At 59.1% G+C, this 23543-nt stretch carries 22 protein-coding genes; 16 read left to right on the top strand and 6 right to left on the bottom strand.

Annotation, left to right across the window (positions count from 1 at the left end; translation table 11 throughout):
* The first annotated feature begins 29 nt into the window (after positions 1 to 29).
* From RAH42_RS02710 to RAH42_RS02695, 4 genes are all read left to right on the top strand, one after another.
* Positions 30 to 428 (top strand): ATP-binding cassette domain-containing protein, encoded by a 399-nt coding sequence (locus RAH42_RS02710; RefSeq protein WP_317539914.1) that lies wholly within the window; start codon positions 30 to 32, stop codon positions 426 to 428.
* Entirely contained in the window at positions 389 to 769 is a 381-nt protein-coding gene (locus RAH42_RS02705) for an ATP-binding cassette domain-containing protein (RefSeq protein ID WP_317539913.1), read from the top strand. Before RAH42_RS02710 ends, RAH42_RS02705 begins: the two co-directional genes overlap by 40 nt.
* 2 nt (positions 770 to 771) lie before the next feature.
* On the top strand, positions 772 to 1698 hold the full coding sequence (locus RAH42_RS02700; protein WP_078017125.1) for a SufD family Fe-S cluster assembly protein: 927 nt from the start codon (positions 772 to 774) through the stop codon (positions 1696 to 1698).
* Positions 1699 to 1955: 257 nt separating this feature from the next.
* Positions 1956 to 2540: a manganese efflux pump gene (locus RAH42_RS02695; protein WP_168170127.1), complete on the top strand. Its 585-nt coding sequence runs from the start codon at positions 1956 to 1958 to the stop codon at positions 2538 to 2540.
* A gap of 71 nt (positions 2541 to 2611) precedes the next feature.
* On the opposite strand, the gene RAH42_RS02690 is transcribed toward RAH42_RS02695, so the two are convergent.
* Both RAH42_RS02690 and RAH42_RS02685 read right to left on the bottom strand, forming a co-directional pair.
* Positions 2612 to 3775, bottom strand: a complete 1164-nt coding sequence (locus RAH42_RS02690; protein ID WP_078017126.1) for an amidohydrolase — start codon at positions 3773 to 3775, stop codon at positions 2612 to 2614.
* A 37-nt stretch (positions 3776 to 3812) separates the two neighbouring features.
* Positions 3813 to 4067 (bottom strand): hypothetical protein, encoded by a 255-nt coding sequence (locus RAH42_RS02685; protein WP_078017127.1) that lies wholly within the window; start codon positions 4065 to 4067, stop codon positions 3813 to 3815.
* Between the two features lie 164 nt (positions 4068 to 4231).
* On the opposite strand from RAH42_RS02685, the gene RAH42_RS02680 reads away from it, so the two are divergent.
* The 4 genes from RAH42_RS02680 (at position 4232) to RAH42_RS02665 (ending at position 8833) form a co-directional block, all read left to right on the top strand.
* Positions 4232 to 5143, top strand: coding sequence for a peptidylprolyl isomerase (locus RAH42_RS02680; RefSeq protein ID WP_317539912.1), 912 nt, complete (start codon positions 4232 to 4234; stop codon positions 5141 to 5143).
* A 156-nt stretch (positions 5144 to 5299) separates the two neighbouring features.
* Positions 5300 to 6508 (top strand): aminotransferase class I/II-fold pyridoxal phosphate-dependent enzyme, encoded by a 1209-nt coding sequence (locus tag RAH42_RS02675; protein ID WP_078017129.1) that lies wholly within the window; start codon positions 5300 to 5302, stop codon positions 6506 to 6508.
* 143 nt (positions 6509 to 6651) lie between these two features.
* Positions 6652 to 7893 carry a DUF401 family protein gene (locus RAH42_RS02670; RefSeq protein WP_078017130.1) on the top strand — a complete coding sequence of 414 codons (1242 nt, stop codon included), beginning with the start codon at positions 6652 to 6654 and terminating at the stop codon, positions 7891 to 7893.
* 199 nt (positions 7894 to 8092) lie between these two features.
* Positions 8093 to 8833: an FCD domain-containing protein gene (locus RAH42_RS02665; RefSeq protein WP_078017131.1), complete on the top strand. Its 741-nt coding sequence runs from the start codon at positions 8093 to 8095 to the stop codon at positions 8831 to 8833.
* Positions 8834 to 9028: 195 nt separating this feature from the next.
* On the opposite strand, the gene RAH42_RS02660 is transcribed toward RAH42_RS02665, so the two are convergent.
* Both RAH42_RS02660 and RAH42_RS02655 read right to left on the bottom strand, forming a co-directional pair.
* Positions 9029 to 9556: a hypothetical protein gene (locus RAH42_RS02660; RefSeq protein ID WP_317539911.1), complete on the bottom strand. Its 528-nt coding sequence runs from the start codon at positions 9554 to 9556 to the stop codon at positions 9029 to 9031.
* The gene (locus tag RAH42_RS02655) at positions 9520 to 10383 is read right to left on the bottom strand and encodes an ISNCY family transposase (RefSeq protein ID WP_317539910.1); all 864 of its coding nucleotides are present in this window, start codon (positions 10381 to 10383) and stop codon (positions 9520 to 9522) included. The genes RAH42_RS02660 and RAH42_RS02655 overlap by 37 nt, the downstream gene beginning before the upstream one ends.
* Positions 10384 to 10837: 454 nt before the next feature.
* On the opposite strand from RAH42_RS02655, the gene RAH42_RS02650 reads away from it, so the two are divergent.
* The 7 genes from RAH42_RS02650 to RAH42_RS02620 all read left to right on the top strand — a co-directional run bounded on the left by RAH42_RS02650 (position 10838) and on the right by RAH42_RS02620 (position 18396).
* Complete coding sequence (locus RAH42_RS02650; RefSeq protein ID WP_078017155.1) at positions 10838 to 11812, top strand: tripartite tricarboxylate transporter substrate binding protein; 975 nt, start codon at positions 10838 to 10840, stop codon at positions 11810 to 11812.
* A 110-nt stretch (positions 11813 to 11922) separates the two neighbouring features.
* A complete protein-coding gene (locus tag RAH42_RS02645) occupies positions 11923 to 12369 on the top strand; it encodes a tripartite tricarboxylate transporter TctB family protein (RefSeq protein WP_078017154.1) in 447 nt (148 codons plus the stop codon).
* A gap of 20 nt (positions 12370 to 12389) precedes the next feature.
* Positions 12390 to 13901 (top strand): tripartite tricarboxylate transporter permease, encoded by a 1512-nt coding sequence (locus tag RAH42_RS02640; protein ID WP_317539909.1) that lies wholly within the window; start codon positions 12390 to 12392, stop codon positions 13899 to 13901.
* Between the two features lie 105 nt (positions 13902 to 14006).
* Complete coding sequence (locus tag RAH42_RS02635) at positions 14007 to 14276, top strand: UxaA family hydrolase (protein ID WP_009163624.1); 270 nt, start codon at positions 14007 to 14009, stop codon at positions 14274 to 14276.
* A gap of 11 nt (positions 14277 to 14287) precedes the next feature.
* Positions 14288 to 15514: a UxaA family hydrolase gene (locus RAH42_RS02630; protein ID WP_078017152.1), complete on the top strand. Its 1227-nt coding sequence runs from the start codon at positions 14288 to 14290 to the stop codon at positions 15512 to 15514.
* A 282-nt stretch (positions 15515 to 15796) separates the two neighbouring features.
* Positions 15797 to 16966 carry a hypothetical protein gene (locus RAH42_RS02625; protein WP_317539908.1) on the top strand — a complete coding sequence of 390 codons (1170 nt, stop codon included), beginning with the start codon at positions 15797 to 15799 and terminating at the stop codon, positions 16964 to 16966.
* 29 nt (positions 16967 to 16995) lie between these two features.
* The gene (locus tag RAH42_RS02620) at positions 16996 to 18396 is read left to right on the top strand and encodes a Na+/H+ antiporter NhaC family protein (RefSeq protein ID WP_078017150.1); all 1401 of its coding nucleotides are present in this window, start codon (positions 16996 to 16998) and stop codon (positions 18394 to 18396) included.
* Between the two features lie 411 nt (positions 18397 to 18807).
* Here the strand turns inward: RAH42_RS02620 and RAH42_RS02615 are convergent, their stop codons facing one another.
* On the bottom strand, positions 18808 to 19830 hold the full coding sequence (locus RAH42_RS02615; RefSeq protein WP_317539907.1) for an IS30 family transposase: 1023 nt from the start codon (positions 19828 to 19830) through the stop codon (positions 18808 to 18810).
* 539 nt (positions 19831 to 20369) lie between these two features.
* Between RAH42_RS02615 and RAH42_RS02610 the strand changes: the two genes are divergently transcribed.
* Positions 20370 to 21722 (top strand): sugar transferase, encoded by a 1353-nt coding sequence (locus tag RAH42_RS02610; protein WP_078017167.1) that lies wholly within the window; start codon positions 20370 to 20372, stop codon positions 21720 to 21722.
* 87 nt (positions 21723 to 21809) lie between these two features.
* Here the strand turns inward: RAH42_RS02610 and RAH42_RS02605 are convergent, their stop codons facing one another.
* Complete coding sequence (locus RAH42_RS02605; RefSeq protein WP_120371830.1) at positions 21810 to 23465, bottom strand: phosphoenolpyruvate carboxykinase (ATP); 1656 nt, start codon at positions 23463 to 23465, stop codon at positions 21810 to 21812.
* Between the last annotated feature and the right edge of the window lie 78 nt (positions 23466 to 23543).

Below are 23543 nucleotides of genomic sequence, written 5' to 3'. Positions count from 1 at the left end.
GGGAACAAAAACGAAGGGGGTTGCCAGCCATGCTGGAATTGAAAAATATTTCCTTCAGCGTCGCCGAGGACGTCGGCCGGAAGGAGATCATCCACGATCTGAGCCTGAAAGTGGACAACAGAAAATTCGTCGTCGTCACCGGCCCGAACGGCGGCGGCAAATCGACGCTGGCGCGCCTCATCGCCGGCATCGAAAAGCCCACGGGCGGCCGCATTTTTCTCGACGGCGAAGACGTCACCGATAAAAGCGTCACCGAGCGCGCCCGCATGGGCATCGGCTTCGCCTTTCAGCAGCCGGTGCGCTTCAAGGGCTGGAGGTCGTCGACCTGCTGCGTCTGGCCGTCGGCAGAGAACTTCTCGTCAGCGAGGCCTGCGAGTATCTGGCCGAAGTGGGACTGTGCGCGCGCGACTACATCAACCGCGAGGTGAACGCTTCCCTTTCGGGCGGCGAGCTGAAGCGCATCGAGATCGCCACGGTGCTGGCCCGCCGCGCCAAGCTCTCGGTCTTCGACGAGCCGGAAGCGGGAATCGACCTGTGGAGCTTCCAGAATCTGATCCGCATCTTCAAAAAGATGCGCGAGGACATCAAGGACAGTTCGATCGTCATCATCTCCCATCAGGAACGCATCCTCAGCATCGCCGACGAGATCGTCGTGCTGGCGGAGGGACGCATCGAGAAGCAGGGGCCGCGCGCGGAAATTTTCCCCGCGCTGGTCGGCACGGAGTCGGCCGTCGACGTGTGCCACAAGCTGAAACAGGGGGAGGCTTAACCATGGTGCAGCTGGACGAGATCCAAAAACGCCTGCTGGCGGAAGTGGCCGACCTGCACAAGGTCCCGACGGGAGCGTACAACTTCCGCGCCAACGGCCAGCTGGCCGGGCGCAGCAACACCGCCCACATCGAGATCACCTCCAAGGCCGACGGCACGGGGATCGACATCCGCATCGCTCCGGGCACGAAGAACGAGAGCGTGCACATCCCCGTCGTCGTCAGCGCCAGCGGCCTGAAGGAAACGGTCTACAACGACTTTTACGTCGGCGACGGCAGCGACGTGCTCATCGTCGCCGGCTGCGGCATCGACAACTGCGGCCGACAGGACGCCGAACACGACGGCGTGCACCGCTTTTACGTGGGCAAAAACGCCAAAGTCCGCTACGTGGAAAAGCACTACGGTTCCGGCAGCGGCGAGGGCAAGCGCATCCTCAACCCGCAGACGGAAGTTTACATGGAGGACGGCAGCTCCATGGAGATGGAGATGGTGCAGATCAAGGGCGTCGATTCGACGCAGCGCATGACGATCGCCGAGCTGAAAAAGGACGCCCGGCTCGTGGTGCGCGAGCGCCTGATGACGCACGGCGACCAGCAGGCTGTCAGCGGTTACCGAGTTGCGCTGAACGGCGAAGGTTCGAGCGCGGACGTGGTGTCGCGCTCCGTGGCGCGCGACGCGTCGTTTCAGAAGTTCGACGCCTGCATCGTCGGCAACGCGCCGTGCAGCGGGCACACCGAATGCGACTCGATCATCATGGACCGGGGCAAGATCCTCGCCGTGCCCTCGCTGGAAGCCAACAACGTCGACGCGCAGCTCGTCCACGAGGCCGCCATCGGCAAGATCGCCGGCGACCAGATCGTCAAGCTGATGACGCTGGGTCTGAGCGAACAGCAGGCGGAAGAGCAGATCATCAACGGCTTCTTGAAGTAGAACGGTTTGTCTTGACTAACACGAGACGACGGTGTCACAATAACCTCCGTGAGGGAGTAGCACGCGCTCGGGACGGAGCGCAGCACGTCAACATGCTGGCCGTAAAGGTCTGGCGTGCTTTAAACTGCGAGACTCATGTATAACTGCCAAGCTATACATGAGGACGATCGAAAAACGACATCCGGGTATAGCCGAGGCTATGCCCGGATTTTTCGTTTCCGCGGGGACGGGCGATCATTCGGAATGGGGTGGCCGAAGTGAATTTGAATTTCATGTTTGTGCTGAACTGCGCGCTGTTGGGCGTGGGGCTGTCGATGGATGCCTTTTCGGTGTCGATGGTCAACGGGCTGAATGAGCCGCGCATGAGAGCGCGCCGCGGCTGCGCCGTCGCCGGCGTATACGCGTTCTTCCAGGCGCTGATGCCGATGGCGGGCTGGGTCTGCGTGCGCACGATCGTCGAAGTTTTCTGTTCCTTCCGGAAGATCGTGCCGTGGATCGCGCTGATCCTGCTGCTTGGCATCGGCGGCAAGATGGTGTTCGAAGGGCTGCGCGGCGGTCGCGAGGATCGCGCCGCGCTTCGGCTGACGCCCGCCGTGCTGTTTTTGCAGGGGATCGCCACGTCGATCGACGCGCTCTCGGTCGGCTTCACGATCGCCAATTACGACTGCGCCGCGGCGCTGGCGGCCTCGCTGATCATCTCCGCCGTCACGTTCGTGGTCTGCGCGGCGGGACTGCTGATCGGCAAGAGGATCGGCACGGCGCTGTCCGGCCGGGCGACGATCCTCGGCGGCGCGATCCTGATCGGCATCGGCCTCGAGATCTTCGCCGACAGCGTGCTCTAGCGCCGAGACACGGGAATAAAAAATGCCGGAAGCTCGATCGCGAGCCTCCGGCATTTTTTACGGCTGAATTTTTACAGCGCGCGGTACTCCACTTTGCCGTCGATCATGGTCATGACGGGGTGGCAGCGGGTGTCGAGCGGGTTGCCGTTCCACAGCACGAGGTCGGCGTCCTTGCCGGCGTCGATGGAGCCGACGCGATCTTCGATGCCGAGGTGCTCGGCGCTGGACAGCGTGACGCAGCGCAGGGCTTCGGCTTCGGTCAGTCCGGCGCGGGCGGCCAGCGAGGCGGAGACGATCTGTCCGTAAAGCGGGATCACGGGGTGGTCGGTGAGGATGCAGATGTGCACGCCGGCGTCGCGCAGAGCGAGCAGGGTCTCCCAGCCCTGATGGCGCAGTTCGGGCTTGACGGGCACGCCGAAGGTGGGGCCGACGGCGGCCTTGACGTGGTGCGCGGCCAGCCACGGGGCGATGAACTGACCTTCGGTGCAGTGCTCGATGGTGAAGTCGAGGCCGAACTCCTCGGCGATGCGCACGGCGGTGCAGATGTCGTCGGCGCGGTGGCTGTGGACGCTGAGCTTGATCTTGCGGTCGAGCACGAGGGAAAGCGCTTCCATGTCGAGGTTGGTCTCGAAGGCTTCGCCGTCTTTGCGGCACTTTTTCTTTTCCAGATAGTTGCGGGCGTCCTGCAGGGTTTTGCGCATGATGTAGGCGTTGCCCATGCGGGTCGTGGGCGTGCGGTGGCCGTTGTCCTTGTAGACGCGGATCGGGTTTTCGCCGAGAGCGGCTTTCATGCAGGAGGGCGATTTGACGAGCATTTCCTCGACGACGCTGGCCTGCTTGAGCTTGATGATGGCGCCGGTGCCGCCGATGACGTTGGCGCTGCCGGGCAAAGTCTGCACGCAGGTGACGCCGCCTTTTTCGCGCGATTCGGCCACGTTCTTGTCGCGCACGTAGATGGAATCGAGGATGCTCAGCCCGGGCGTGACGGGGTTGGTCATCTCGTTGATGTCGCTCATGCCGTACAGTTCCATCTCTTCGGACGTGGTGATGTGGGTATGGGCGTCGACCAGGCCGGGCGTCAGCGTCAGGCCGCGGGCGTCGATGATCTCCGTGCCTTCGGGAGCGCCGAGGTGTTCGCCGACGCCGGCGATCTTCGTTCCGTCCACGAGCACCGCGCCGTTCTCGATCGGCGCGGCGGAAACGGGCAGCACGCGCGCATTGACAATAAGTTTCATACAAGGACCTCCCCTGAAATTTATAATACGCGTCCCCCTAAAGATTCCCCCAGGGAACGTTCGTCACTACGATCTGCGTCTCGTCGTCGCCGGGATGGAACGTGTCCGGCTCTTCGGCGTAGTACTCGAAAATGAATTCGCCCGAATCCCAGCGAGGGAGCACCGACCACTCTTCGGTACGGAACGCGATGGTCTCGTCGTCGATGCCGCGCAGCGCCGGCGTCATCTCCGCCAGCAAAAAGGCGAAGCGTTCCTTGAACTGGCTCCATTCGATCGTCTCTGTCTGAAGCATGGCGTCTCATCCCTCCCTGCCGGGTCGATCGTGATCCGTTAAAAGGATAGCAGATTTATACACCTTTGCAAGTGAATAAATTCGGTTATAATAGGCGATGCTGCACGAACATTTTGTGCGCTTCGCGCACAGGAAGCGATTTTTTTTAAGGAGGAATTTTTCGGATGAAAAAGTTGTTTGCCGCCGCGGCGGCGCTCTCGGTTCTTCTGGCCGGCTCGGCGTTTGCGGCCGACCAAAACTCCGGCAAAAAGGTGCTGGCCACCGTCGGCGGCGAGACGATCACGCAGGCCGACCTCGACCAGGCCATGAGCGGCTTCGACCCGCAGCAGCGCGCGGCCTATGCTTCGCCGCAGGGCCAGGCGCAGCTGTTGGACAACCTGATTGACTTCAAGGTCTTTTCGCGCTCGGGGCACGAGCAGAAGCTGCAGAACACGGCCAAGTACAAGGAGGCCATGGGCAACCTCGAACAGCGCCTGCTCTTCACTTTGGCCACGGAGAAGATTCTCGACGAAGCCGGCAAGACGCCCGCGACCGACAAGGACGCGCAGAAGTATTACGACGAGCATAAGGAGATCTTCCAGGTCCCCGCGGCGATCCGCGCCTCGCACATCCTGATCCGCGCCGACAAGAACATGCCCGAGAAAGATCGCAAGGCCGCTCAGGAAAAGGCCGCCGATCTGATCCGCGACATCAAAGCCGGCAAGATCACGTTCGAGGACGCCGCCAAGAACAACTCCGCCGACGGCACGCGCAGCCGTGGCGGCGACCTGGGCTATTTCAGCAAGGGACAGATGGTGCCCGAGTTCGAAAAGGCCGCCTTCGCCCTGAAAAAGGGCGAGATGACCGCCAAGCCCGTCAAGACCGATTTCGGCTATCACGTCATCAAGGCCACCGACAGCCGCGACGCCTCGATCCGTCCGTTCGCCGAGGTGAAGGAAGACATCAAGGCCGACCTCCTGCGCCAGAAACAGGTCAAGGCCATCCAAGACGAACGCGACGCGCTGCGCGCCCGCTACGGCGTGAAGATCGCCGCGCCCGAGGCGCCCGCCTCCGGCGACAAAAAGCCCGCCAAGTAATGCGCCTCAAAAAAAGAGAGACTCTGCGGAGCCTCTCTTTTTTTGAGGCGGCACGTTGAGATTTTCGAAAGGGCAGAGTAGAATGGATCAGTTTCCGTATAAAACCACGCTTCGGCCGCTGCGGCCGAAATCGAACGCAGGAAGGGGAGTTTTCTCATGAAGTACGATTTCACGAGCATCATCGACCGCCACGGCCGCGACGCCCTCGCCGTAGACAACCTCGGAGCCGGCATGGCCCCTAATCCGCCCAAACCGGGGTTCGACTCGATCCCGATGTGGATCGCCGACATGAACTTCGCCACCGTGCCCACCGTGCCCGAAGCGATGATCGAGCGCGCGAAACATCCGCTCTACGGTTACTTCGCGCCCAAAAAGGAATATTATCAGTCCATCATCGACTGGCAGGCGAAGCGCAACGGCGTCGCCGGGCTCGAAGCGAAGCACATCGGCTACGAGAACGGCGTGCTCGGCGGCGTGGCCAGCGCGCTGAACGTAATCTGTTCGCGGGGCGGCAACGTGCTGCTCCACTCCCCCACCTACATCGGCTTCACCAACACGCTGAACAACAACGGCTGGCGCATCGTCCACTCGCCGCTGAAGCGCGACGCACAGGGCGTGTGGCGCATGGATTACGCCGACATGGAAAAGAAGATCGTGGAAAACAAGATCCACGCCGCCATCTTCTGCTCGCCCCATAATCCCTGCGGCCGCGTTTGGGAACGCGAAGAGATCGAAAAAGCCATGGAGATCTACCGCAGACACGACGTGTTCGTGATCTCCGACGAGATCTGGTCCGATCTGACGCTCGACGGTTATAAGCACATCCCCACGCAGAGCGTCGGCGACGACGCGCGAAACCGCACCGTCGCGCTCTACGCGCCCAGCAAGACCTTCAACCTCGCCGGCCTGATCGGCAGCTACCACATCATCTACAACGACTGGCTGCGCGAGCGCATCGACAAGGAATCGTCGCTGTCGCACTACAACAGCATGAACGTGCTCTCCATGCACGCGCTGATCGGCGCCTACAAGCCCGAGGGCTACGAGTGGGTGGACGAGCTGCGCCAGGTGCTGACGGAAAACGTGAACTACGCTTACGATTACATCAAAGAGCATTTCGACGGCGTCGATCTGGCCAAACCGCAGGGCACCTACATGCTCTTCATCGACTGCGAGCAGTGGTGCAAAAAGCACGGCAAGACCATCGACGAAGTGCACCGGGCCGGTTCCGACGTGGGCGTGTCCTGGCAGGACGGGCGCATGTTCAACGGCCCGTACAGCATCCGCGTCAACCTGGCGCTGCCGCTGTCGCGCGTCAAGGAAGCCATGGCGCGCCTGGACAAGTACGTCTTCAACGCCCGATAAAACTCGAGCCCGCCTCCTTTTTGCGGAAGCGGGCTTTTTCGTCCGCGCCGGCGCAAGAGTTTTTTCTGCGCGCGGTATGATAACATTGCCTCGGGGCGGAGCTTTTACGGCGGCACATTTCATTCGCGAAAGGAGCGGCCTCCATGCTGAGAGAATTTCTGGCAATGGGCGCGGCCTTCGGTTTTCTCGTCTTCTTCCCGAAGGGGAAGCTGTGGAACGGCACCTCGCTGCTGATCACGGGGCTGATCATGGGACTCGGCGCCGGTCAGTCCCTGCGCGGTATCGCGGAAAACTTTACGAGTATCGTCACCTCGCCGCCGACGATGAAAACCATCGCCGTCATCCTGCAGATCGGCGTTCTCAGCGCGCTGATGAAGCAGTACGACATTCTCGGCCGGCTTGTGGAGGCCTTCAAGGACGTTTTTTCGTCGGCCAAAGCGGTGATCATGATCCTGCCGGCGGCGATCGGCATGGTCTCGGTGCCCGGCGGCGCGGGCATCTCCAGCCCTTTCGTCGACGAATTGGGCGACAGCCTCAGGCTGCCCGTGTTCAAGCGCGCGGCGCTCAACCTGACCTTCCGTCACTGCGCCTTCTTCCTGCTGCCGACGAGCAGCTCGATGATCGTTTTCTCCAACATGGCGCCGCACGTCAGCCTGTACAAGCTGATCGCGCTCAACGTCGTTTTTGTCGCCGGCATGGAGTTCGCGTCTTACCTGCTTTACCTGCGCGGCGCCTCGGCGCCGGTCGCTTCGCGCTCCGGCGGCGGGCATACGCTCCGCGGGCTTGTCAGCATTCTCAAATACATGTCGCCGATCTACGTCATCGTGCTGCTCAACGGTCTGTTCAAGGTGCCCATGTACCTGAGCGCCTTCGCTTCGCTGGCGCTGATTCTGGCCGGTTGGGGGCGGCGCGACGCAAAAGCCTACGCGCGCGCGTTCTGGCAGGGGCTCAGCGGCCAAACTTTCGTGACGATGCTGGGCATCTATTTCATGCAGAACACCGTGCGCGATTTGACCGGCATCATGGCCGCCTTCCAGACCATGTTCGTGCAGTCGTCGGGGTTTCGCGTGCTGTTGGTGATCGCGGCCGCGGCGCTGCTCTTCGGCCTCACCACGGGGCTCAGCTACGTGCCGCTGGGCGTTTTGGTGCCGCTGCTGACGAGCCTGCACCTGCCGCCGACGGAAGAGCTGCTCTACTGCGTTTTCATCTACACCTGGAGCTTCAACGGCTATTTCTTTTCGCCCCTGCATCTGTGCCAGACGCTCACCCTGCAGCAGATGGACTGTTCCGTTTCCGCGCTGGACAAAGGATACCTGCCGCTGATGATCGAGATGGCCGTGGCTCCGTTCGTCATTTTCGGCCTGTACAGAGCGATCCTGCTGTGACCGCCGCGCCCTGAAAGTCCTCCCCGCGGGCACAAAAACGTTCCGCCGGCGGCACAGCGCGCTTTCACGCAGCCCGGCATCTCACTTTTCCAGCCTGGATCGGTTCCCCCTCGGCGGCCGGCAGCGGATACGGCGGATTGTCGCGGCATAAAAATTTTAGAGCGATCGTTATCATCATTTCATTGCGGAGTGGAAAATCATGAACAAGAGAAAAGAAGAGCAGCTGAAACGGATCCTTCAGGCCATCAAGAGCGGAGAGATCGTCAGCGGCGGCAAGCTGCCGACGGAACGAGAACTGGAAAAGCATTTCGGCATGTCGCGGCTGCATATCCGCGAGTGTCTGAACATCCTCGAAGCTTACGGCGTGCTGGAGATTCGCGAACGTCAGGGCATTTTCGTGGAAAGCCACGACGTCAGCGGGGCCTTTCGTTCGCTGGACGACTTTCAGTCGGCCTGGCCGGTCGGACTCTATGACGAAATCTCGGAAGTGCGCAGCCTCGTCGAGGTCCCTGCCGCGCGTTTTGCCGCCCAGCGCCGCAACGAACAGGATCTGGAACATCTTCACGAGGCGCTGACCATGCTGCGCCGTGTCATCGCGCTGGCGCCCCCGGACCGAGGATTGCAGGGCGCGAAATGGAACAGCATCTTCCACAATCTGATCGCCACGGCCGCTCATAACATGGTGCTGCTGCGAATTTACGAAAGCGTCATCGCGCTCTCGCAGAGCACGCTGAACTCGCTGATCCTCGGCGACATCGCCCGCCGCCCGCAGGACATCTGGCCCGATCAGATCATCGACGAGCACGAGAAACTGGCCGATGCCATTTTCCGACAGGACGCGGAAACCGCCGGCAAAATCATGAAACTCCATCTCGAACGGACGTACACCCGCTACAAGCTCAGTTACACCGTGAACCTGGAACGCAAGGACAACGGCTAAACAAAAAATTCCATCCGCCCCGGACGCGCCAATGGCAGGAGCGTCCGGGGCGGACTTTTTTTCAAAGTAAATTGTCGACTGTCAATAGCCAATAAAAATGTCACCATAACTGCTCATTGAAAAAGTCACCCCCTCACACTCCCATCACAGCAAGACATCTCGAAAGAACTCCCCATCGTGCCGCCATAACAACGTCTACGCGAACGTACATTTATCCCGACATGTGCTATGATATCCCTGCCTTTTGACGACGCCACGCCGCCAAGGGTGGTCCGGAGCGGGCTTGTGCGCTTTCACAAGCCCGCTTTTCCGTTTCTTTGCCGATGCCTCATCGGAGTCGACTCGTTTTTGACTTTCAACCTCCTTCATCTCGATCCGTCTGCCCTTGGAAACACCCCAGATCCGCCCGGTCGACGTTTCACGCACCTCAACCGTCGTTTTGGCCATCCCGAGGCAATCGTCCGCCGCCGGAACGTACCGACGACCTCCGTAGGAGATCATGCCGCCGTGATCCGTCCTGCGAGATTCGCGACGCGCAAAGAGAAAATCCAAATCGACTTTTCCTTCCGGCTTCACATAAACGTCCTCTCCCTCAGCCGGATTGACGGCAAACTTCCGATTGTGCCTGGCGATGAGCTTGGGCAAAACCTCGTTGGCCGCCGTGATATCCGAGACGCCAAGCAGCCTCAGCTCCCCGGCAGCCTGTCCTGCATCGTGTTCCAAAGACGTTCGACACGCCCCTTCGCCTCCGGCGTCAAGGCAAAGATCTGCCCGATCCCAAGATCCTTCAGCCCCCGTCCGAAACAACTTAACGGCTCCTCCTTCCCCGCCTCATTCCCTTCATTTTCTTCATTCCCTTCGATCCGATCCTCATCATCCTGCGCCCGTGCCTTTGGAGAGCGGAAAATCGTATGCCGGTCGCTGTAAATCGCCATCGGCAGCCCATACCCCTCGATCCCCATCCCCAGCGCGGCGACATAGCCCGCCATACATTCGTTCTCAGTGAAACAGGCGCCAGTCACGATCCCCGTCGCATCGTCAATATAAGCGTGCAGCGTCGCACGCCCGTTCCCCCTGCCAAACCATTCAAACGACGTGGCGTCAGTCTGCCACAACATCCCCGCGGCCACCTTCCGCGGTCGAGAACGGTGAAGCTTCGGCCGCCGCCGCACACTCTTCTTGCTCCTGATCCCCTCGTCCTTCAGGATGCGGACGACACTCGAACGACTGATCCCGATCCCCTCCCGTTCGTTCAGGCATTCCGCAAAGTGAGAGAAGTTGAAATCGTAATAGACCTCCTCATACGCCTTCAGCACCGACTCCCGAACCTCATCTCCGATCCTGCGCCGAGACGTTCTGCCGCGGTTGCCGTGAACAAGCCCCGCCGCCCCTTGAGCGACGAACCTCTTCTTGATCCTGATGATTTGCCGTTGACAGAGCCCCAGCTTTTCCGCCGCCTCCCTGTTCGTCATGCGTCCGTCGACAAGCGCTCCGATAATCCTGATACGATCCAGTTCCTTTTGTGACAATGTCATTCGCTCCTGTTTCATGAACGGTATTATCTCAGAGTGACATTTTCTTGGAACAGTTATGGGGGACTTTATCACTGAGCAACGACAAAAAGTAAATTGTCGACTTGATTTTTAATATCCATGATGTTACACTGTTTTTGCCTCAGGTAGATCATGGTTAACCAGAAAAACTGACGCTGATTTTCAACGAAAAGCTCTCGATCGTTATTCGGCGAAAGACTGCTTCGCCTCTGAAAAATCATTCCCCGTCGCTCCGCGGGGAGGTTTAAGGCACCACGGTTCAGGTACCTATACTGTTTCTCCATTAAAAGGCCGAGCATAAGGGCGCTGCGAGGGAGAGCCACACAGCGAGCTGCGCAGCACAGTCGAGGGAGTTCTGAGCGGCTGAACTCCCCCGCAGCGCCCGGCAAACGGTGCGAACGCTTTTTATCAAGAAAACAGTATTAATACATCGTGAGGGGGAGATCTTTTGATGAGAAGTGGAAATCGCGTTTTCGGTGCAGCAGTTTTGATCGGCGCGCTGGCAGCGTCCGCTGCTTTTGCCGCTTATCCGAGCAAGCAGATCACCGTTCTGCAGGGATTCAAGGCCGGCGGCGGCAGCGATACGGTCGCTCAGCTGACTCAGCCTTACCTGGAGAAGGTCCTTGGCACGTCGTTCGTCAATCAGTACATCCCGGGAGCCACCGGGGCGATCGCCTGGACGCAGCTGGCCAAGGCGACTCGCAACGACGGTTACACGCTGAGTATCACCAACACGCCCATGCTTCTGACCAACTACATCATGACGCCCGCCATCACCTACAAGGTCGACGAGCTGACGCCCATCGCCAACGTCATCAGCGATCCCGGCATCGTCGTCGTGGCGGCCGACAGTCCCTTCAAGACTTTCGACGATTTCATCGCGGCGGTCAAAGCCAACCCCGGCAAGGTCACCGTCGGCAATTCCGGGGTCGGCGGCGACGATTTCTTCACGACGCTGATCTTCGAAAAAGCTTCAGGGCTGAAAGTCCAGATGGTCCCCTTCGAAGGGGACGGTCCCTCCTGGCAGGCGGCGATGGGCAGGAAGATCGACGTCAGCTTCAACAACATCGGCATCGTCTTCCCTCAGATCAAAGCCGGCAACCTGCGCGCGCTGGCGATCATGGCCGAGAAACGTTACGAGCTGCTCCCCGACGTGCCGACGATGAAGGAAAAAGGCATCGACGTGGTATCCGGCTCTTCGCGCGGCTACAGCGCTCCCGCCGGCATTCCCGAGGAGGCCCGCCACACGCTGATCGAAGCGTTCAAAAAGATGGCCGAGATGCCCGAATTCAAGAAAGCGTGCGCCGACCGCGCTTCCATCATCGACATGAAGTACGGCGACGACTACATGGCCATGCTGAAGAAACAGGAAAAGGATTTCACCGAAATTTGGAACGAAGTGAAGGATCAGTTTCAGAAACACTGAACTTCCACCGAAATGAACCACGAGGCGGTTTCACTTGCTGAAGCCGCCTTTTTTCAAGTGGTATCGCCGAAAAACCGGGGCTGTCCGTTTGTGCGAAGGAGTCTTTTTTCATGTCCTATTTTATGCAACACGTCCTTTTTGCGCTGTTTTCCTTCGGCGTGGGGCTGTTCTTTTTCCTTACAGCCCAGTCCATGCCTGATTCCGCTCGACTGTTTCCGCAGCTGGTGGCGGCGTTGATCTTCCTGCTCAGCTTCGCGATGGCTTTCAATGCGCGGCGCTCGGCCCCTCCATCCGGTGAGAAAGCGCGGATCAACGTCGTGCGCGTGGTCGTTTACTCGCTGATGACCGCCGCTTACATCGCCGTGACGGAAAAGGCGGGATATTTCGTCGCGACGCCTCTTTTCATGATCGTCAGCTATATCTATCTGCGCGCAGCGGGGTTCCTCAAGGCAGCCTTGATCGCCGCGCTGTTCTGCGTTTTCGTCTATCTGCTGTTCGTCCGTTTCCTGAATCTTCCCGTGCCGCTCGGCCTGCTCGAACCACTGCTCGGCGCTTAAGGGAAAAGGAGCGTGTTCGCATGTTTGACAGTATGATTCTCGGTCTGAGCAACATCCTCCAGTGGAACAACATGCTGGCCATGTGCGGCGGCACGGCGCTGGGACTTTTCGTCGGCGCCATGCCCGGCCTTTCGGCTACGATGGCGATCGCGCTGCTGGTCCCCGTGACGTTCGCCATGCCGCCGGAAACAGGCATCACCATGCTGGCGTCGCTTTATATGGGCTCGATGTACGGCGGCTCGATCGCCGCCATTCTGATCCGTACGCCGGGCACGCCTTCGGCGGCGGCCACGGTCATGGACGGCTATCCGATGGCCTCGCGCGGCGAAGCGGGGCACGCTCTCGGCATTTCGCTGTTCGCTTCCTTTGTCGGCGGCGTGGTCAGCAGTATCGCGCTGTTGACAGTAGCGCCCCTGCTGGGACGTGTGGCCGTGATGTTCGGCCCCGTCGAGCTCACTTCGGTGGCCGTGCTGGGCATGACGATCATCGCCTCGCTGTCGCAGGGATCGCCCGTCAAGGGACTGCTCTCAGGGTCGCTCGGCCTGGCGCTGTCCACGGTGGGGATGGACCCCATCACGGGGATCCCGCGCTTCACCATGAACAATATCAACCTGTTCTCGGGCATTCCCTTCACGGTCGCGTTGATCGGCTTGTTTTCCATCCCCCAGGTGCTCCGTCTGATCGAGAAGGACGAGGACAATGCCGAGCGCATCGGGACGATCGAGGACAGCGTCGTGCGTCCCTGGTTCGAGCTGAGGGCGCTGCTGCCGACAATCGTCCGTTCCGGCCTCATCGGCGTGTTCACCGGCATCATCCCCGGCACGGGCGGCGACACGGCCTGCTGGTTCGCTTACAACGAGGTCAAACGCTTTTACAAGCCCGGGCGCAGCAAACACGAATTCGGCGACGGCAACGAATACGGCATCGCCGCGCCGGAATCGGCCAACAACGCCGTGGTCGGCGGCGCTCTCGTGCCCACGATCACGCTGGGGATCCCCGGCAGCTCGGCCACGGCCGTGCTGCTCGGCGGCCTGATGATCCACGGCATCATGCCCGGTCCGACGCTGATGACCGAGTACGCCGGCGTCACCTACACGCTGCTGTGGGCCATCTTGTTTTCGTGCTTCGCCATGTTCGTGGAGGGCCTGTTCTTCACGCGCCTGTGCATCGCGGTGACGAAGATCCACAACCGCATTCTCGCCGTGGCGATCACGATTCTCTGCGTCATCGGCGCTTTCGCCATCAACAACAACTTCTTCGACGTGGGGCTGATGTTCTGTTTCGGCATCCTCGGTTACTTCATGGATAAGCTCAAAATCCCGGTCGCGCCCCTCGTGGTCGGGTTGATTCTCGGCCATATGCTCGACGTCAGCCTGCATCAGGCGCTGCTTATCAGCGGCGGCAGCTGGTCGATTTTCGTCACCAACCCGATCTCCGCCGCGCTGCTGGCGTTGGCGCTGCTTTCTTTGATCCAGTCCACGCCCTGGTATGTCAACTGGAAAAAAGCGCGTCAGAGCAAAAAGGCGGCGTAGCTCAAGACGATCGGACAGATGCGGCCGATTCGAAGTTCTGTTGGCGATGCCGCACCTTTTTTCCGAAGAAACGTTACAGCATAATTGAGGGGGAAAATTTGAAAAATGCTCAGACGCAGTTTGCAGATATCGCCCGCCGACAACGTGAAAACAGTGCTCGAAGACAGTTTCCGAGGCGATACGATCGACACGCCCGACGGACCGTTGACGCTCCTCGACGACGTGGAATTCGCCCACAAGGTGCTGATCAAAGACCTGCACGCCGGCGATCCGGTCATCAAGTACGGCGAGGAGATCGGCCGCGTGAAGGCCGACACGCCCCGCGGCACATGGATCCACACGCACAACATGTCCTGTGAGCGCGGCAGGCGATAGGGGGAACGATCATGACGATCACTTTCAATGGATACCGTCGTTCAGACGGAACGGTGGGCGTACGCAATCATCTGGCCATCATTCCCTCCGTGTTCTGCGCCAATCGCACGGTGGAGCGCATTGCCGCCCAGCTGCCCGGTTCGGTGCCAATCCGCCATGCCGTAGGCTGTTCGCAGGTCGGCCTTGATCTTGAACTGACGGCCCGTACGCTCAAAGCTCTCGGCACGCATCCCAACGTCGGCGCGGTGCTGGTGATTGGCCTCGGCTGCGAGCGTTTTCCGCCGCGCGAGCTGGAGGAAGCCGTGCGCAAGAACGGGCGCCCCGTCGCCTGTTTCGTCATCCAGGAAGAAGGCGGCACGACCAACACGATCAACCGCGCCGTCGAAGCCGGCAGAAAAATGCTCGCCGGTCTGGCCGAACAGCGGCGCGTGCCCTGCCCGCTGAGCGAGCTGTTCGTCGGCACGAAGTGCGGCGGGACCGACGCCACCAGCGGCCTGGCCGCCAATCCCGCCGTCGGCGAAATGGTGGACAAGCTGGTCGCGCAGGGCGGCAGCGCGATCCTCAGCGAGATGAACGAGCTGCTCGGCACCGAGCACATTCTCGCCCGCCGCGCCGTCAGCAAAGAGGTCGCCGATAAAGTTTACAAAGCCATTTACGAGATCGAGGACGTCTTGCGCAGCAGCATCGACATGCGGCTGGGAGCCAAACGCAACCAGCTCATCTCCCCCGGCAACGCCGACGGCGGCGTCAGTTCCATCGTCGAAAAGGCGCTGGGCGGCATGCACAAATCGGGCACCTGCCCCATTGTCGACGTGATCGACTACGCCACGCCGCCCGAGAAGGGCAAGAAAGGCCTGTTCCTGATGAAGTACGAAAGCCACGACGGCGAAGTCACCACCGGCGAGATCGGCTGCGGCGCGCAGATCGTCGCTTTTACCACGGGACGCGGCTCGCCCACGGGACACCCCATCGCCCCGGTCGTCAAGATCACCGGCAACGAAAAAACTTACAAGGCCATGAGCGAAATGTTCGACTTCGACGCGTCGGGCATCATTTCCCGCGGCGATTCGCCCGAAGACACCGGCAGAGCCCTGCTCGACCTCGTCATCCGCGTTGCGGATGGCGAGCGGACACAGGCCGAGAAGACCGGCGACGACAGCCTGATGTGCATCGCCCGTCGTCACGGCTACCACGTCAAGAGCGAAGAGGAAATCATGAATCACTGCCGGGAGGTGTAGCGCCCGTCATACTGATTCTTGATAGAAAGCGTTAACATAGTTTGCTGGGAGTTGCGAGGAAAATTCACAAAGCGAGACCGTCGCCGGCTTTATGCCGGTAGCCGTCTCGCTTTGTTGATCATGATGCGTTGGATCTGTCACAGCAGATCCGAGTGGCATATTCTTTGTGAAAGAAAGGCGGCCGCCTCTCCTCATTTTTTTCATTTCATGATATTCTATGTTAAGCCACATCTGAATATAATATTCAGACTCTATAAATTTCCCAACACTGGAGGATTTCACATGATCTTTGGTCTTCTGAGAGACATCAAGAACGGCGAATACCGCACCATCGCCACGCCCGGCGAGATCTCCACGATCGTCGCCGACGGACATGAGGCACTGGTCCAGAAGGGAGCCGGCGAGCGCGCCGGTTTTGACGATGGCGCCTACGCCAAAGCGGGAGCCGAGATCGTCGACACGATGGAAGAGATTTACGCCCGAGCCGAGTTCGTCACCAAGGTCAAGGAGTTCGAGCCCTGCGAGTACGGTTTGATCCGCGCGGACCAGATCGTCTTCACCTGCATCCATCCGGCCGCTCATCCCGAAGAAGTCGAGGCGCTGCTCAAGAGCGGGTGCATCGCGTTCACCGCCGAGGATTGCCACCGTTACGGCTCGCCCAACTGCGAGGCGGCCGGCAAACAAGGCGCTTTGTTCGGTCTCGAGTCGATGTTGTCGATCAACGGCGGCAAGGGCAAATATGTAGGCGGTCTGGCGGGCGCGCCGGGCATGAACGTCGTCATTCTCGGCGGCGGCATCGTCGGCAAGAGCGCTCTGCAGGTGCTGCACGCCCTTGGCGCCCACTGCACGGTGCTCGACATCAACATCGGCACGCTGCGGGCGATTCAGTTCGAATACGGCGATTCCGTCGACACCGCCTTCTCCACGCGCGAAAACGTCGCCAGACTGCTGCCCGGCACCGACATGATCCTCAACTGTGTCAAATGGCCCAAGGGCTGCAAGGACTATCTCGTCACTCGCGACATGCTCCGCCTCATGGAAAAGGGCTCCGTGCTGGTCGACATCAGCAACGATGACCAGGGCGCCATCGAATCGTTCCACGAGACGACGCACGAGAATCCCCGCTACGTCGAGGAAGGGATCGTTCACTTTTGCGTCAGCAACATTCCCGGCGCCATTGCTCAGTCAACGTCCATCGCCTATGCGGCCTCGGTCATCGGGCACTTCCGCAGCATTCTCAACCGCGGCGTCGCCGAGGCTTGCGCGCGCGACGGTTTCCTGCGCCGCGCCCTGACCTGCTACAAGGGGATGCTGACCCACGAGGAGACCAGCGCGCTGCAGGGCAAGCCATGGATCAGGCCGGAGGACGTCCTCGGCATCGCCGGACGCGAACTCGACCCGGCGCCTCACGCGACGGTCAGCCGCTCGAACAATTTCTACAAGAAAGCATAAGTCTGTTTTTCATTTAAGGAGGCGTTACGATGCAAAACATGGGATTTATTTCCGTCATTCCCTCGCTCCTCGCCGTGGTACTGTGCTTTGTCACGCGCAACACGGTGGTCTCGCTGATGGTCGCCTGCTTTGCCGGCACGCTGCTGGCCGGACAGGGGCTGATGGGGCTGCCCACGTTGCTGAAAACGAGCATGGGGACCACAGGCTTCGCCTGGGTCATGATGCTGAACGTCTTCATCAGTATTCTCGTCGCTTACTTCCAGAAGACGGGGGCCATTCAAGGATTTTCGCGGAAGGTGCACGATTTTCATTTGGGACGCAAGGGCGTGCAGTTGATTTCGTGGCTGCTGGGCCTTTTCGTTTATTTCAGCGATTCCTTCTCGCCGCTGTTCGTCGGCACGGTCATGCGCCGTATTTCCGACAACGCGAAAATCAGCCGCGAAAAGCTGTCCTACATCGCCGACTCCACCTCGGCGCCCGTTTCCGTGCTGGTGCCCATCACCGGCTGGGCAGCTTATTTGAGCGGTCTGGCCGTCGGCGTGGGCTGCATCGTCGACCAGGAGCAGGCCATGAGCCTGTTCGTGAAAGCCGTGCCGTTCAACTTTTACGCGCTGTTTGCCGTGGCCTTCGTATTCCTGATCGGCTCCGGTCTCGTCAAGGATTTCGGGCCGATGAAGAAAGCCGAGCGGCGCGCCATGGACGAAGGCAAGGTCCTGCGCGACGGCGCTCAGCCGCTGATCGGCAAGGAACTGACGGAGATGCCCGCGCAAGAGGGCATAAAGACGCGCGTGTTCCTCAATTTCATCCTGCCGGTGCTGATGATCGTATGCATCGCCGTGGGGACCTACGTCACGCTTCACTCCGCCAAGACCATGGAGGCGTTCCTCGCCGTCGTGATTTTCATGACCGTCAGCATGATGCTGCAGGGCATCCCTCTCAAAGATGTCATCAACACGGCCACCGACGGCGTCAAGGGGGCCGTGCCCGTCGTCATGCTGTTGGCTCTCGCCTATTCGGTCAATGCGCTGAGCAAAACCATGGGGACGGCCAACTACATCGTTTCTTTGGCCCAACAGTTCCTGTCGCCTCATCTGCTGCCCTTCATCATCTTCGTGATCGCGGCGATCATGGCCTTCGCCACGGGAACCTCATGGGGAACGTTCGCGATCTGCATGCCCATTGCGCTGCCGCTGGCCTTCAACTATACGAACAATCAGGTGACGCCGCTCGTTACCGCCTGCTTTGCGGCCGTTGCCGGCGGCGGCGTATTCGGCGATCACTGCTCGCCCCTGTCCGACACAACCGTTCTTTCCTCCGCGGGAGCGGCGGCTGATCACATCGATCACGTCAAGACCCAGCTGCCTTATGCGCTCGTCTGCGCTGCGGCGGCTTCGATCGCTTATCTTTTCGTAGGGTTCTTGATGGTATGATCCCGTCATCGCTCCGTCAAAGCGAGGCCGGTCTCTTGGCTGAGGCCGGCCTTTTTCGTGCCAAACGGTCCGCCGCGCGCAAAATGCCGCCTCTCCCCGTCACACACAACGCCGTTCCGCGCGGCGATCATGGCCGCCCGGCGAAGAAACAAAGCGGTAAATTTTCAGAGTAAATGCAACCTCGTCAAAGTAAATGCGACAGGGTTGCATTTACTTTGACAGGACAAAAGCAGCAAGCAGTCATTACGAACACATAATAACGATCAAGATTGCGCTAACGGAACAAATTCAAGGGGATGAAAAGCTGTTACGAGGAAATTGTCCGAAAAAAGTGCATACAAAAGTGATCCTCAACTGAAAGCAAAATTTTCAGTTCAGAGTTAATGCAATCAAGAAATTAAAAAGGAGCCGTTATTTACCGGCGAGAAGAGTCCGCTTTAAACAGATATCCTGTGGCGGAATAAGTTCGAGTCCGAGTAAATGCAATACATCCTCGCCATACAGGTTGATAAAGATCTCTGCAGGAGATTTTCCGTTAAATTTTTTCCTCCCGTATGAGTTTATATGAGACATCATCAGGTTGATATCAGTTTGGGATAAATTGTCGAAAGTTGTTCCCTTGGGAAGGATCCTTCGAATGAGAGTATGATTATTTTCAACCTTCGGTTTTTCCTGCGGTGCTTGTGGATTGCAATAGAACATATATGATTTTCTTTCTCCGTCCAGACCTTTTTCGATAGCCGTCGGATTGGAAAACTCTGTACCGTTGTCAGCAAGAAGGACCTGAAACATGGACTTATAGCGTTTCCTGCCCAGAAGAGTGAAGAGCATTGTAAAAATCTGCTCAACAGATTGAGCAGTATTTTTATCTCTCAAAAAAGCCAGCATAAAGTTGCAGTTTCTTAAGATGACAGTCAGAAGAACTTTTCCTCCTGTGGTGCCAACGACACTGTCGATTTCGGTAATAAGCATGTCCGGATGTTTCTCCGAAAAAGAGAGAAAATCATTGTAGGTACGGCCTTCACGACATTTTTTATCCACCTTCATGTTATTTCTTTTTCCCTTTCTCTTCTTAAAACGGACAGCTCGGGGCAAGTCTATTTTCCGTGCCTCTAAAATACCCGAAAGCAGGAGCCGTCTGGCGGTACTTTCAGAACAGGGAACAGTATCTCGATTATTACGGATAATATGATAGAGAGACTGCCCCTGTTTGATGAGAGGAGAGAAAAAAGAATCAATATCTGCAAGCTCGGCATCGGAGATATTGAAGCCTTCACGAGCCTCATGCAAAGTTTTCTCGTAAGAGTCATTTGCAGATTTAGCAGAATAGATCCGTTTTTTTAAAGTGCAGCGGTGACGGTTGGGGCAGCCGTTACAGACATACGGAGGAACCGAAAGCTGCGGGCAGACCTCCTCCTTAAAGTCAGGACACATCGTATTACATCTTGAGCACCGGAAACACAGTGAACGGCATTTCGGAGAGGTGTTACAAAGGGAAGTAACGGAGCAGTCATACCGGTGAAGGCAGCAGTTTACTGTCCGGCCATAACAGCCTTTGAAGACAGTCTCTGCATGTTTTCTGATCTCTCTGGAGATCGTACTCGGCGACTTCAGAACCGTTGAGGCAATACTTCTGAGAGATTCTCGCCGGTTGAGGGCGCTTTCAATGGCTTTTCTTTCAGCCAGAGTCAAATGTTTGTTCATGATGATGAACTCCTTTCCGAGATCTGTTGTCTCGTAAGAAAGGTCTTTCATCAATTCAGACTAAATGCAAGCTCCTTTTAATTCAGATTTAATGCAACGGGGTACCGGATGTTGCGTTGCATTTACCTTGAAGAATTTCAGAAGAAACAAAGCGGCGCCGACGTTCGGGGAAAAAGCGCTTTTTTCGCCTCGCGTGTGTTATGATATGAATGTTCTGAAAGACTTCTTGCATCTGTCTTTCATCAATCCACCATTGAGGAGTGGCTTTCATGAATGGTTCCATCGCTGCAAAATTCAAGAAGTCCATCATGTTCCTCTTCAAGATCCTGATCGTCGTCACCGCCGTCGGACTTTACATCGGCGGCTTCAAAATCTGGTACGAAGCGCCGCGCCTGATGTTCAAGGACAATTACGTCGTCGGCGTAGTCTACCTGTTGGTGTTCTATACTCTCAGTTATTCATACGGGGCTTACCGTATCGGTATCCTGCGCCTGCGCGAGCTGATCTATTCCTTCTCGCTGGCGCTGGCCATCGCCAATTTCACGGGATACTCGCAGCTGAGCCTCATGCTGCACCGTTTCATCGCGGTGGGGCCGATGATATTGCTCACGTGCGCGCAAGTTCTGGCGGGAACGCTGCTTTACGTCGCCGCCAACGCCGTTTATTTCGCCATCAATCCCGCCCGCGACGCGCTGGCCATCCTCGCCAATCCCGAAGACGACGAGCGCGTGCTGAGGAAATTCCTCAGCGAGAGCAAACGCTATCGCATCGTCCAGTACTGCCACGAGAGCGACGGGGATGCGGCGGTGCAGAGCGCCATGGACGGGCAGCCGCTGGTGCTCATGCTCGGGCACGGGCGGCCGGAGTTCCGCAGCATGGTGATCCGTCACTGCTACGAGACGGACAAACGTCTGCTCATGGTCCCCAACGTGGACGAGATCTTCGTCCACAGCGCCGTACGCTGCCAGATCGACGATATCCCCGCCTTCCTGTTCCGCGGACATCAAATGAGCAGCGAGCAGAAGCTCATCAAGCGCGCTATCGACGTCGCCGGTTCGGCCGCGGCGCTGATCGCGCTCAGCCCGCTGATGCTGATCGCCGCGCTGTCGGTCCGTCTGCACGACGGCGGTCCGGCGCTCTATCGGCAGACGCGCGTCACCGAGGGCGGGCAGCCGTTCCAGCTGTACAAGTTCCGCACTATGGTGCAGAACGCCGAGTCCAACGGCGCCGAGATGGCTTCCAACCACGACGGCCGCATCACTCCCGTGGGACGCTGGCTGCGCATGCTGCGCATCGACGAGCTGCCGCAGCTGTTCAACATCCTCAAGGGCGACATGTCTCTCGTCGGCCCGCGGCCGGAACGTCCCGAGCTGATCGAGCAGTACTGCCGCCAATACCCGGAGTTTCGCTACCGTCTCAAGGTCAAATCCGGCCTGACGGGCTATGCGCAGGTATTCGGCCGCTACAACACGCTGTTCGAGGACAAGCTCAAGCTGGATCTGCTCTACATCCAGCATTTCTCGCTGATTTTCGATTTCTATTTGATGATCTCCACCGTCAAGGTGCTCTTCATGCCGTCAAGTTCGGCGGGCGTCGAGGAAAAAGATCCCGGCGGCAAATGAGCATAACGAGACAAGGCCCGGCGCCGGAAAAATTTTCCGGCGCCGGGCCTTGTCTCGTTATGTAATCGCAATCGGTTCCCGGCGCTCCTACATTTTTCTCAGCGCGCTGACTACCGCTTCGATGGATTCAAGAGCGTCCTCGGGCAATTCGTCGACGCCCCCGCCGGCGGTCTCGCGGCTGGCAACGAAGCGGGCGCGGTCTTTCATGCGGGCCATGAAGGCGGCGCGGTATTTTTCGTCGTTCAGATCCATCTCGAAGCCTTTCACCGGCAGATACTCGATGCCGGGCAGCCCCGTCGGCTCGAATTTCGCCGTGCCGTCGACGACGGCTTCGAGCGCGGCGAACGTGTCTTCCTTCGTCACCTTTTTGCCCATGAAGTCGCCGGTGTTGAGAACGTAACAGTCGACGCCGTCTTCGATGAGCGCCTTGAAACGCTCGAAATCCATGGACAGCGGATAGGTACGGAACGGATTGGCGTAGCTTTCGATCACCAGGGCGTCGGGATCGACGCCCTGGGCCAGCTGTTCGGCCGAGGTGCGCTTCGTGGCCAGCGTGGCCCCCATCGTCGCGGCCAGCGAGGCGCCGGTGAGCTTGAGCATCGGCGGCAGCGTCGGGTCCTTCATCAGCCAGCAGATGGCGTTGAGCGGCTCGTCGATGCGGTCCACGCGGTTGGCCGTCCACAAACGCGACTTGACGGCGCGGCCGTTGCCGTTGCGCACGTCCTCGGTGACGGCTATCGTTTTGCCGGCGGCGTCGCGCGTGACGCCGCAGTTCTGTACCGTCAGCAGGTATTTGTTGGCCTCGCAGCCGATCGGGTAATCCTGCAGCTTGTCGAAGTAGGTCGGCTCCATGGCGATAGCGTACTTTTCCCTGACGTTGACGACGAACGCGTCGTCGTGCAGTACCATGATGTCGTACTTGCCGCCGTGAGTCGCGTGGGTGATGGTCGACTTGCCGGAGCCGGAAAGGCCGAACACGGCCAGCACGAACTTTTCGCCGTCGCGGCGCGTGAAGCGCTTCAGGCCGCCGTGACAGGAGGCGTAGCCGTGGCGCGCGGCCGTGCCCCAGCCGAGCGTCAGCGTGCCTTTTTTGAACTCGCCGAAGTAGCGCATGCCGAGAATGGCCGCGCAGTTCTGCTCCGGCGAGAAGAAGGCCAGCCCGAGCGGAAAGTCGGGATGCGTCCAGTACGGATCGGAATAGACGAGGATGTCGCCTTCGCCGGGAATGACGCGGCTGCCGGCGTAGAATTTTTTCACTTCGTCGGTCATGAACTGGAAATTCAGCATCCAGCTCAGCAAGTTGTTCTCGAATCCTTCGGGGATCAGAAGGCGGGCGCGGACGGTGAAGTCCGTGTCAAGCCCGACCACCGTCTCGGCTTCGTAAAAACGGCGGAAGCGCCCCTGATAAACGGCTTCCCGCACGATCTTGCACAGTCCGGCCGTGTCCACTCCGGGCGTACCGACGATGCGTCGGGCGGCCGCAGCGCGGCCGACGACGGCGCCGTCGTCGAACATCAGCACGTTGGCGCCCTTCGGCAGCCCCTGCGCCTCCGGCTGATACACGGGCATACCGGTCAGCTCCAGCGTGCCGGGGCTGTTTTTGGCCAGCTCATAAGCCTGGGCGACGCTTTCGATCTTCGTGACGTTGTTGCCGTAAAACGGCGTTTCGACAATGGCGCGCACGGGCAAAGCGTTGATTTTTTTGAAGAGTTCCGCGTTTTCGAAGTGCTCCAGTTCAACCATAAGATTCAGTTCTCCTCTTTTCCGTCATCTGCACATCTGCGGCTATAAGAATCTCTTGCATCATCCGGTGCGTCTGCT

Source organism: Pyramidobacter sp. YE332 (assembly GCF_033060595.1).
GTDB lineage: Bacteria > Synergistota > Synergistia > Synergistales > Dethiosulfovibrionaceae > Pyramidobacter.
The sequence above is the reverse complement of the archived record's forward strand: the minus strand, read 5'-3'. Positions and strand labels throughout refer to the sequence as shown.

Excerpts from the sequence above, each read along its gene's own strand:
- RAH42_RS02710 (WP_317539914.1), top strand. The coding sequence starts at position 30 with ATGCTGGAATTGAAAAATATTTCCTTCAGCGTCGCCGAGGACGTCGGC.
- RAH42_RS02700 (WP_078017125.1), top strand. The coding sequence starts at position 772 with ATGGTGCAGCTGGACGAGATCCAAAAACGCCTGCTGGCGGAAGTGGCC.
- RAH42_RS02690 (WP_078017126.1), bottom strand. The coding sequence starts at position 3,775 with ATGAAACTTATTGTCAATGCGCGCGTGCTGCCCGTTTCCGCCGCGCCG.
- RAH42_RS02685 (WP_078017127.1), bottom strand. The coding sequence starts at position 4,067 with ATGCTTCAGACAGAGACGATCGAATGGAGCCAGTTCAAGGAACGCTTC.
- RAH42_RS02680 (WP_317539912.1), top strand. The coding sequence starts at position 4,232 with ATGAAAAAGTTGTTTGCCGCCGCGGCGGCGCTCTCGGTTCTTCTGGCC.
- RAH42_RS02675 (WP_078017129.1), top strand. The coding sequence starts at position 5,300 with ATGAAGTACGATTTCACGAGCATCATCGACCGCCACGGCCGCGACGCC.
- RAH42_RS02670 (WP_078017130.1), top strand. The coding sequence starts at position 6,652 with ATGCTGAGAGAATTTCTGGCAATGGGCGCGGCCTTCGGTTTTCTCGTC.
- RAH42_RS02665 (WP_078017131.1), top strand. The coding sequence starts at position 8,093 with ATGAACAAGAGAAAAGAAGAGCAGCTGAAACGGATCCTTCAGGCCATC.
- RAH42_RS02655 (WP_317539910.1), bottom strand. The coding sequence starts at position 10,383 with ATGAAACAGGAGCGAATGACATTGTCACAAAAGGAACTGGATCGTATC.
- RAH42_RS02650 (WP_078017155.1), top strand. The coding sequence starts at position 10,838 with ATGAGAAGTGGAAATCGCGTTTTCGGTGCAGCAGTTTTGATCGGCGCG.
- RAH42_RS02645 (WP_078017154.1), top strand. The coding sequence starts at position 11,923 with ATGTCCTATTTTATGCAACACGTCCTTTTTGCGCTGTTTTCCTTCGGC.
- RAH42_RS02640 (WP_317539909.1), top strand. The coding sequence starts at position 12,390 with ATGTTTGACAGTATGATTCTCGGTCTGAGCAACATCCTCCAGTGGAAC.
- RAH42_RS02635 (WP_009163624.1), top strand. The coding sequence starts at position 14,007 with ATGCTCAGACGCAGTTTGCAGATATCGCCCGCCGACAACGTGAAAACA.
- RAH42_RS02630 (WP_078017152.1), top strand. The coding sequence starts at position 14,288 with ATGACGATCACTTTCAATGGATACCGTCGTTCAGACGGAACGGTGGGC.
- RAH42_RS02625 (WP_317539908.1), top strand. The coding sequence starts at position 15,797 with ATGATCTTTGGTCTTCTGAGAGACATCAAGAACGGCGAATACCGCACC.
- RAH42_RS02620 (WP_078017150.1), top strand. The coding sequence starts at position 16,996 with ATGCAAAACATGGGATTTATTTCCGTCATTCCCTCGCTCCTCGCCGTG.
- RAH42_RS02615 (WP_317539907.1), bottom strand. The coding sequence starts at position 19,830 with ATGTGTCCTGACTTTAAGGAGGAGGTCTGCCCGCAGCTTTCGGTTCCT.
- RAH42_RS02610 (WP_078017167.1), top strand. The coding sequence starts at position 20,370 with ATGAATGGTTCCATCGCTGCAAAATTCAAGAAGTCCATCATGTTCCTC.
- RAH42_RS02605 (WP_120371830.1), bottom strand. The coding sequence starts at position 23,465 with ATGGTTGAACTGGAGCACTTCGAAAACGCGGAACTCTTCAAAAAAATC.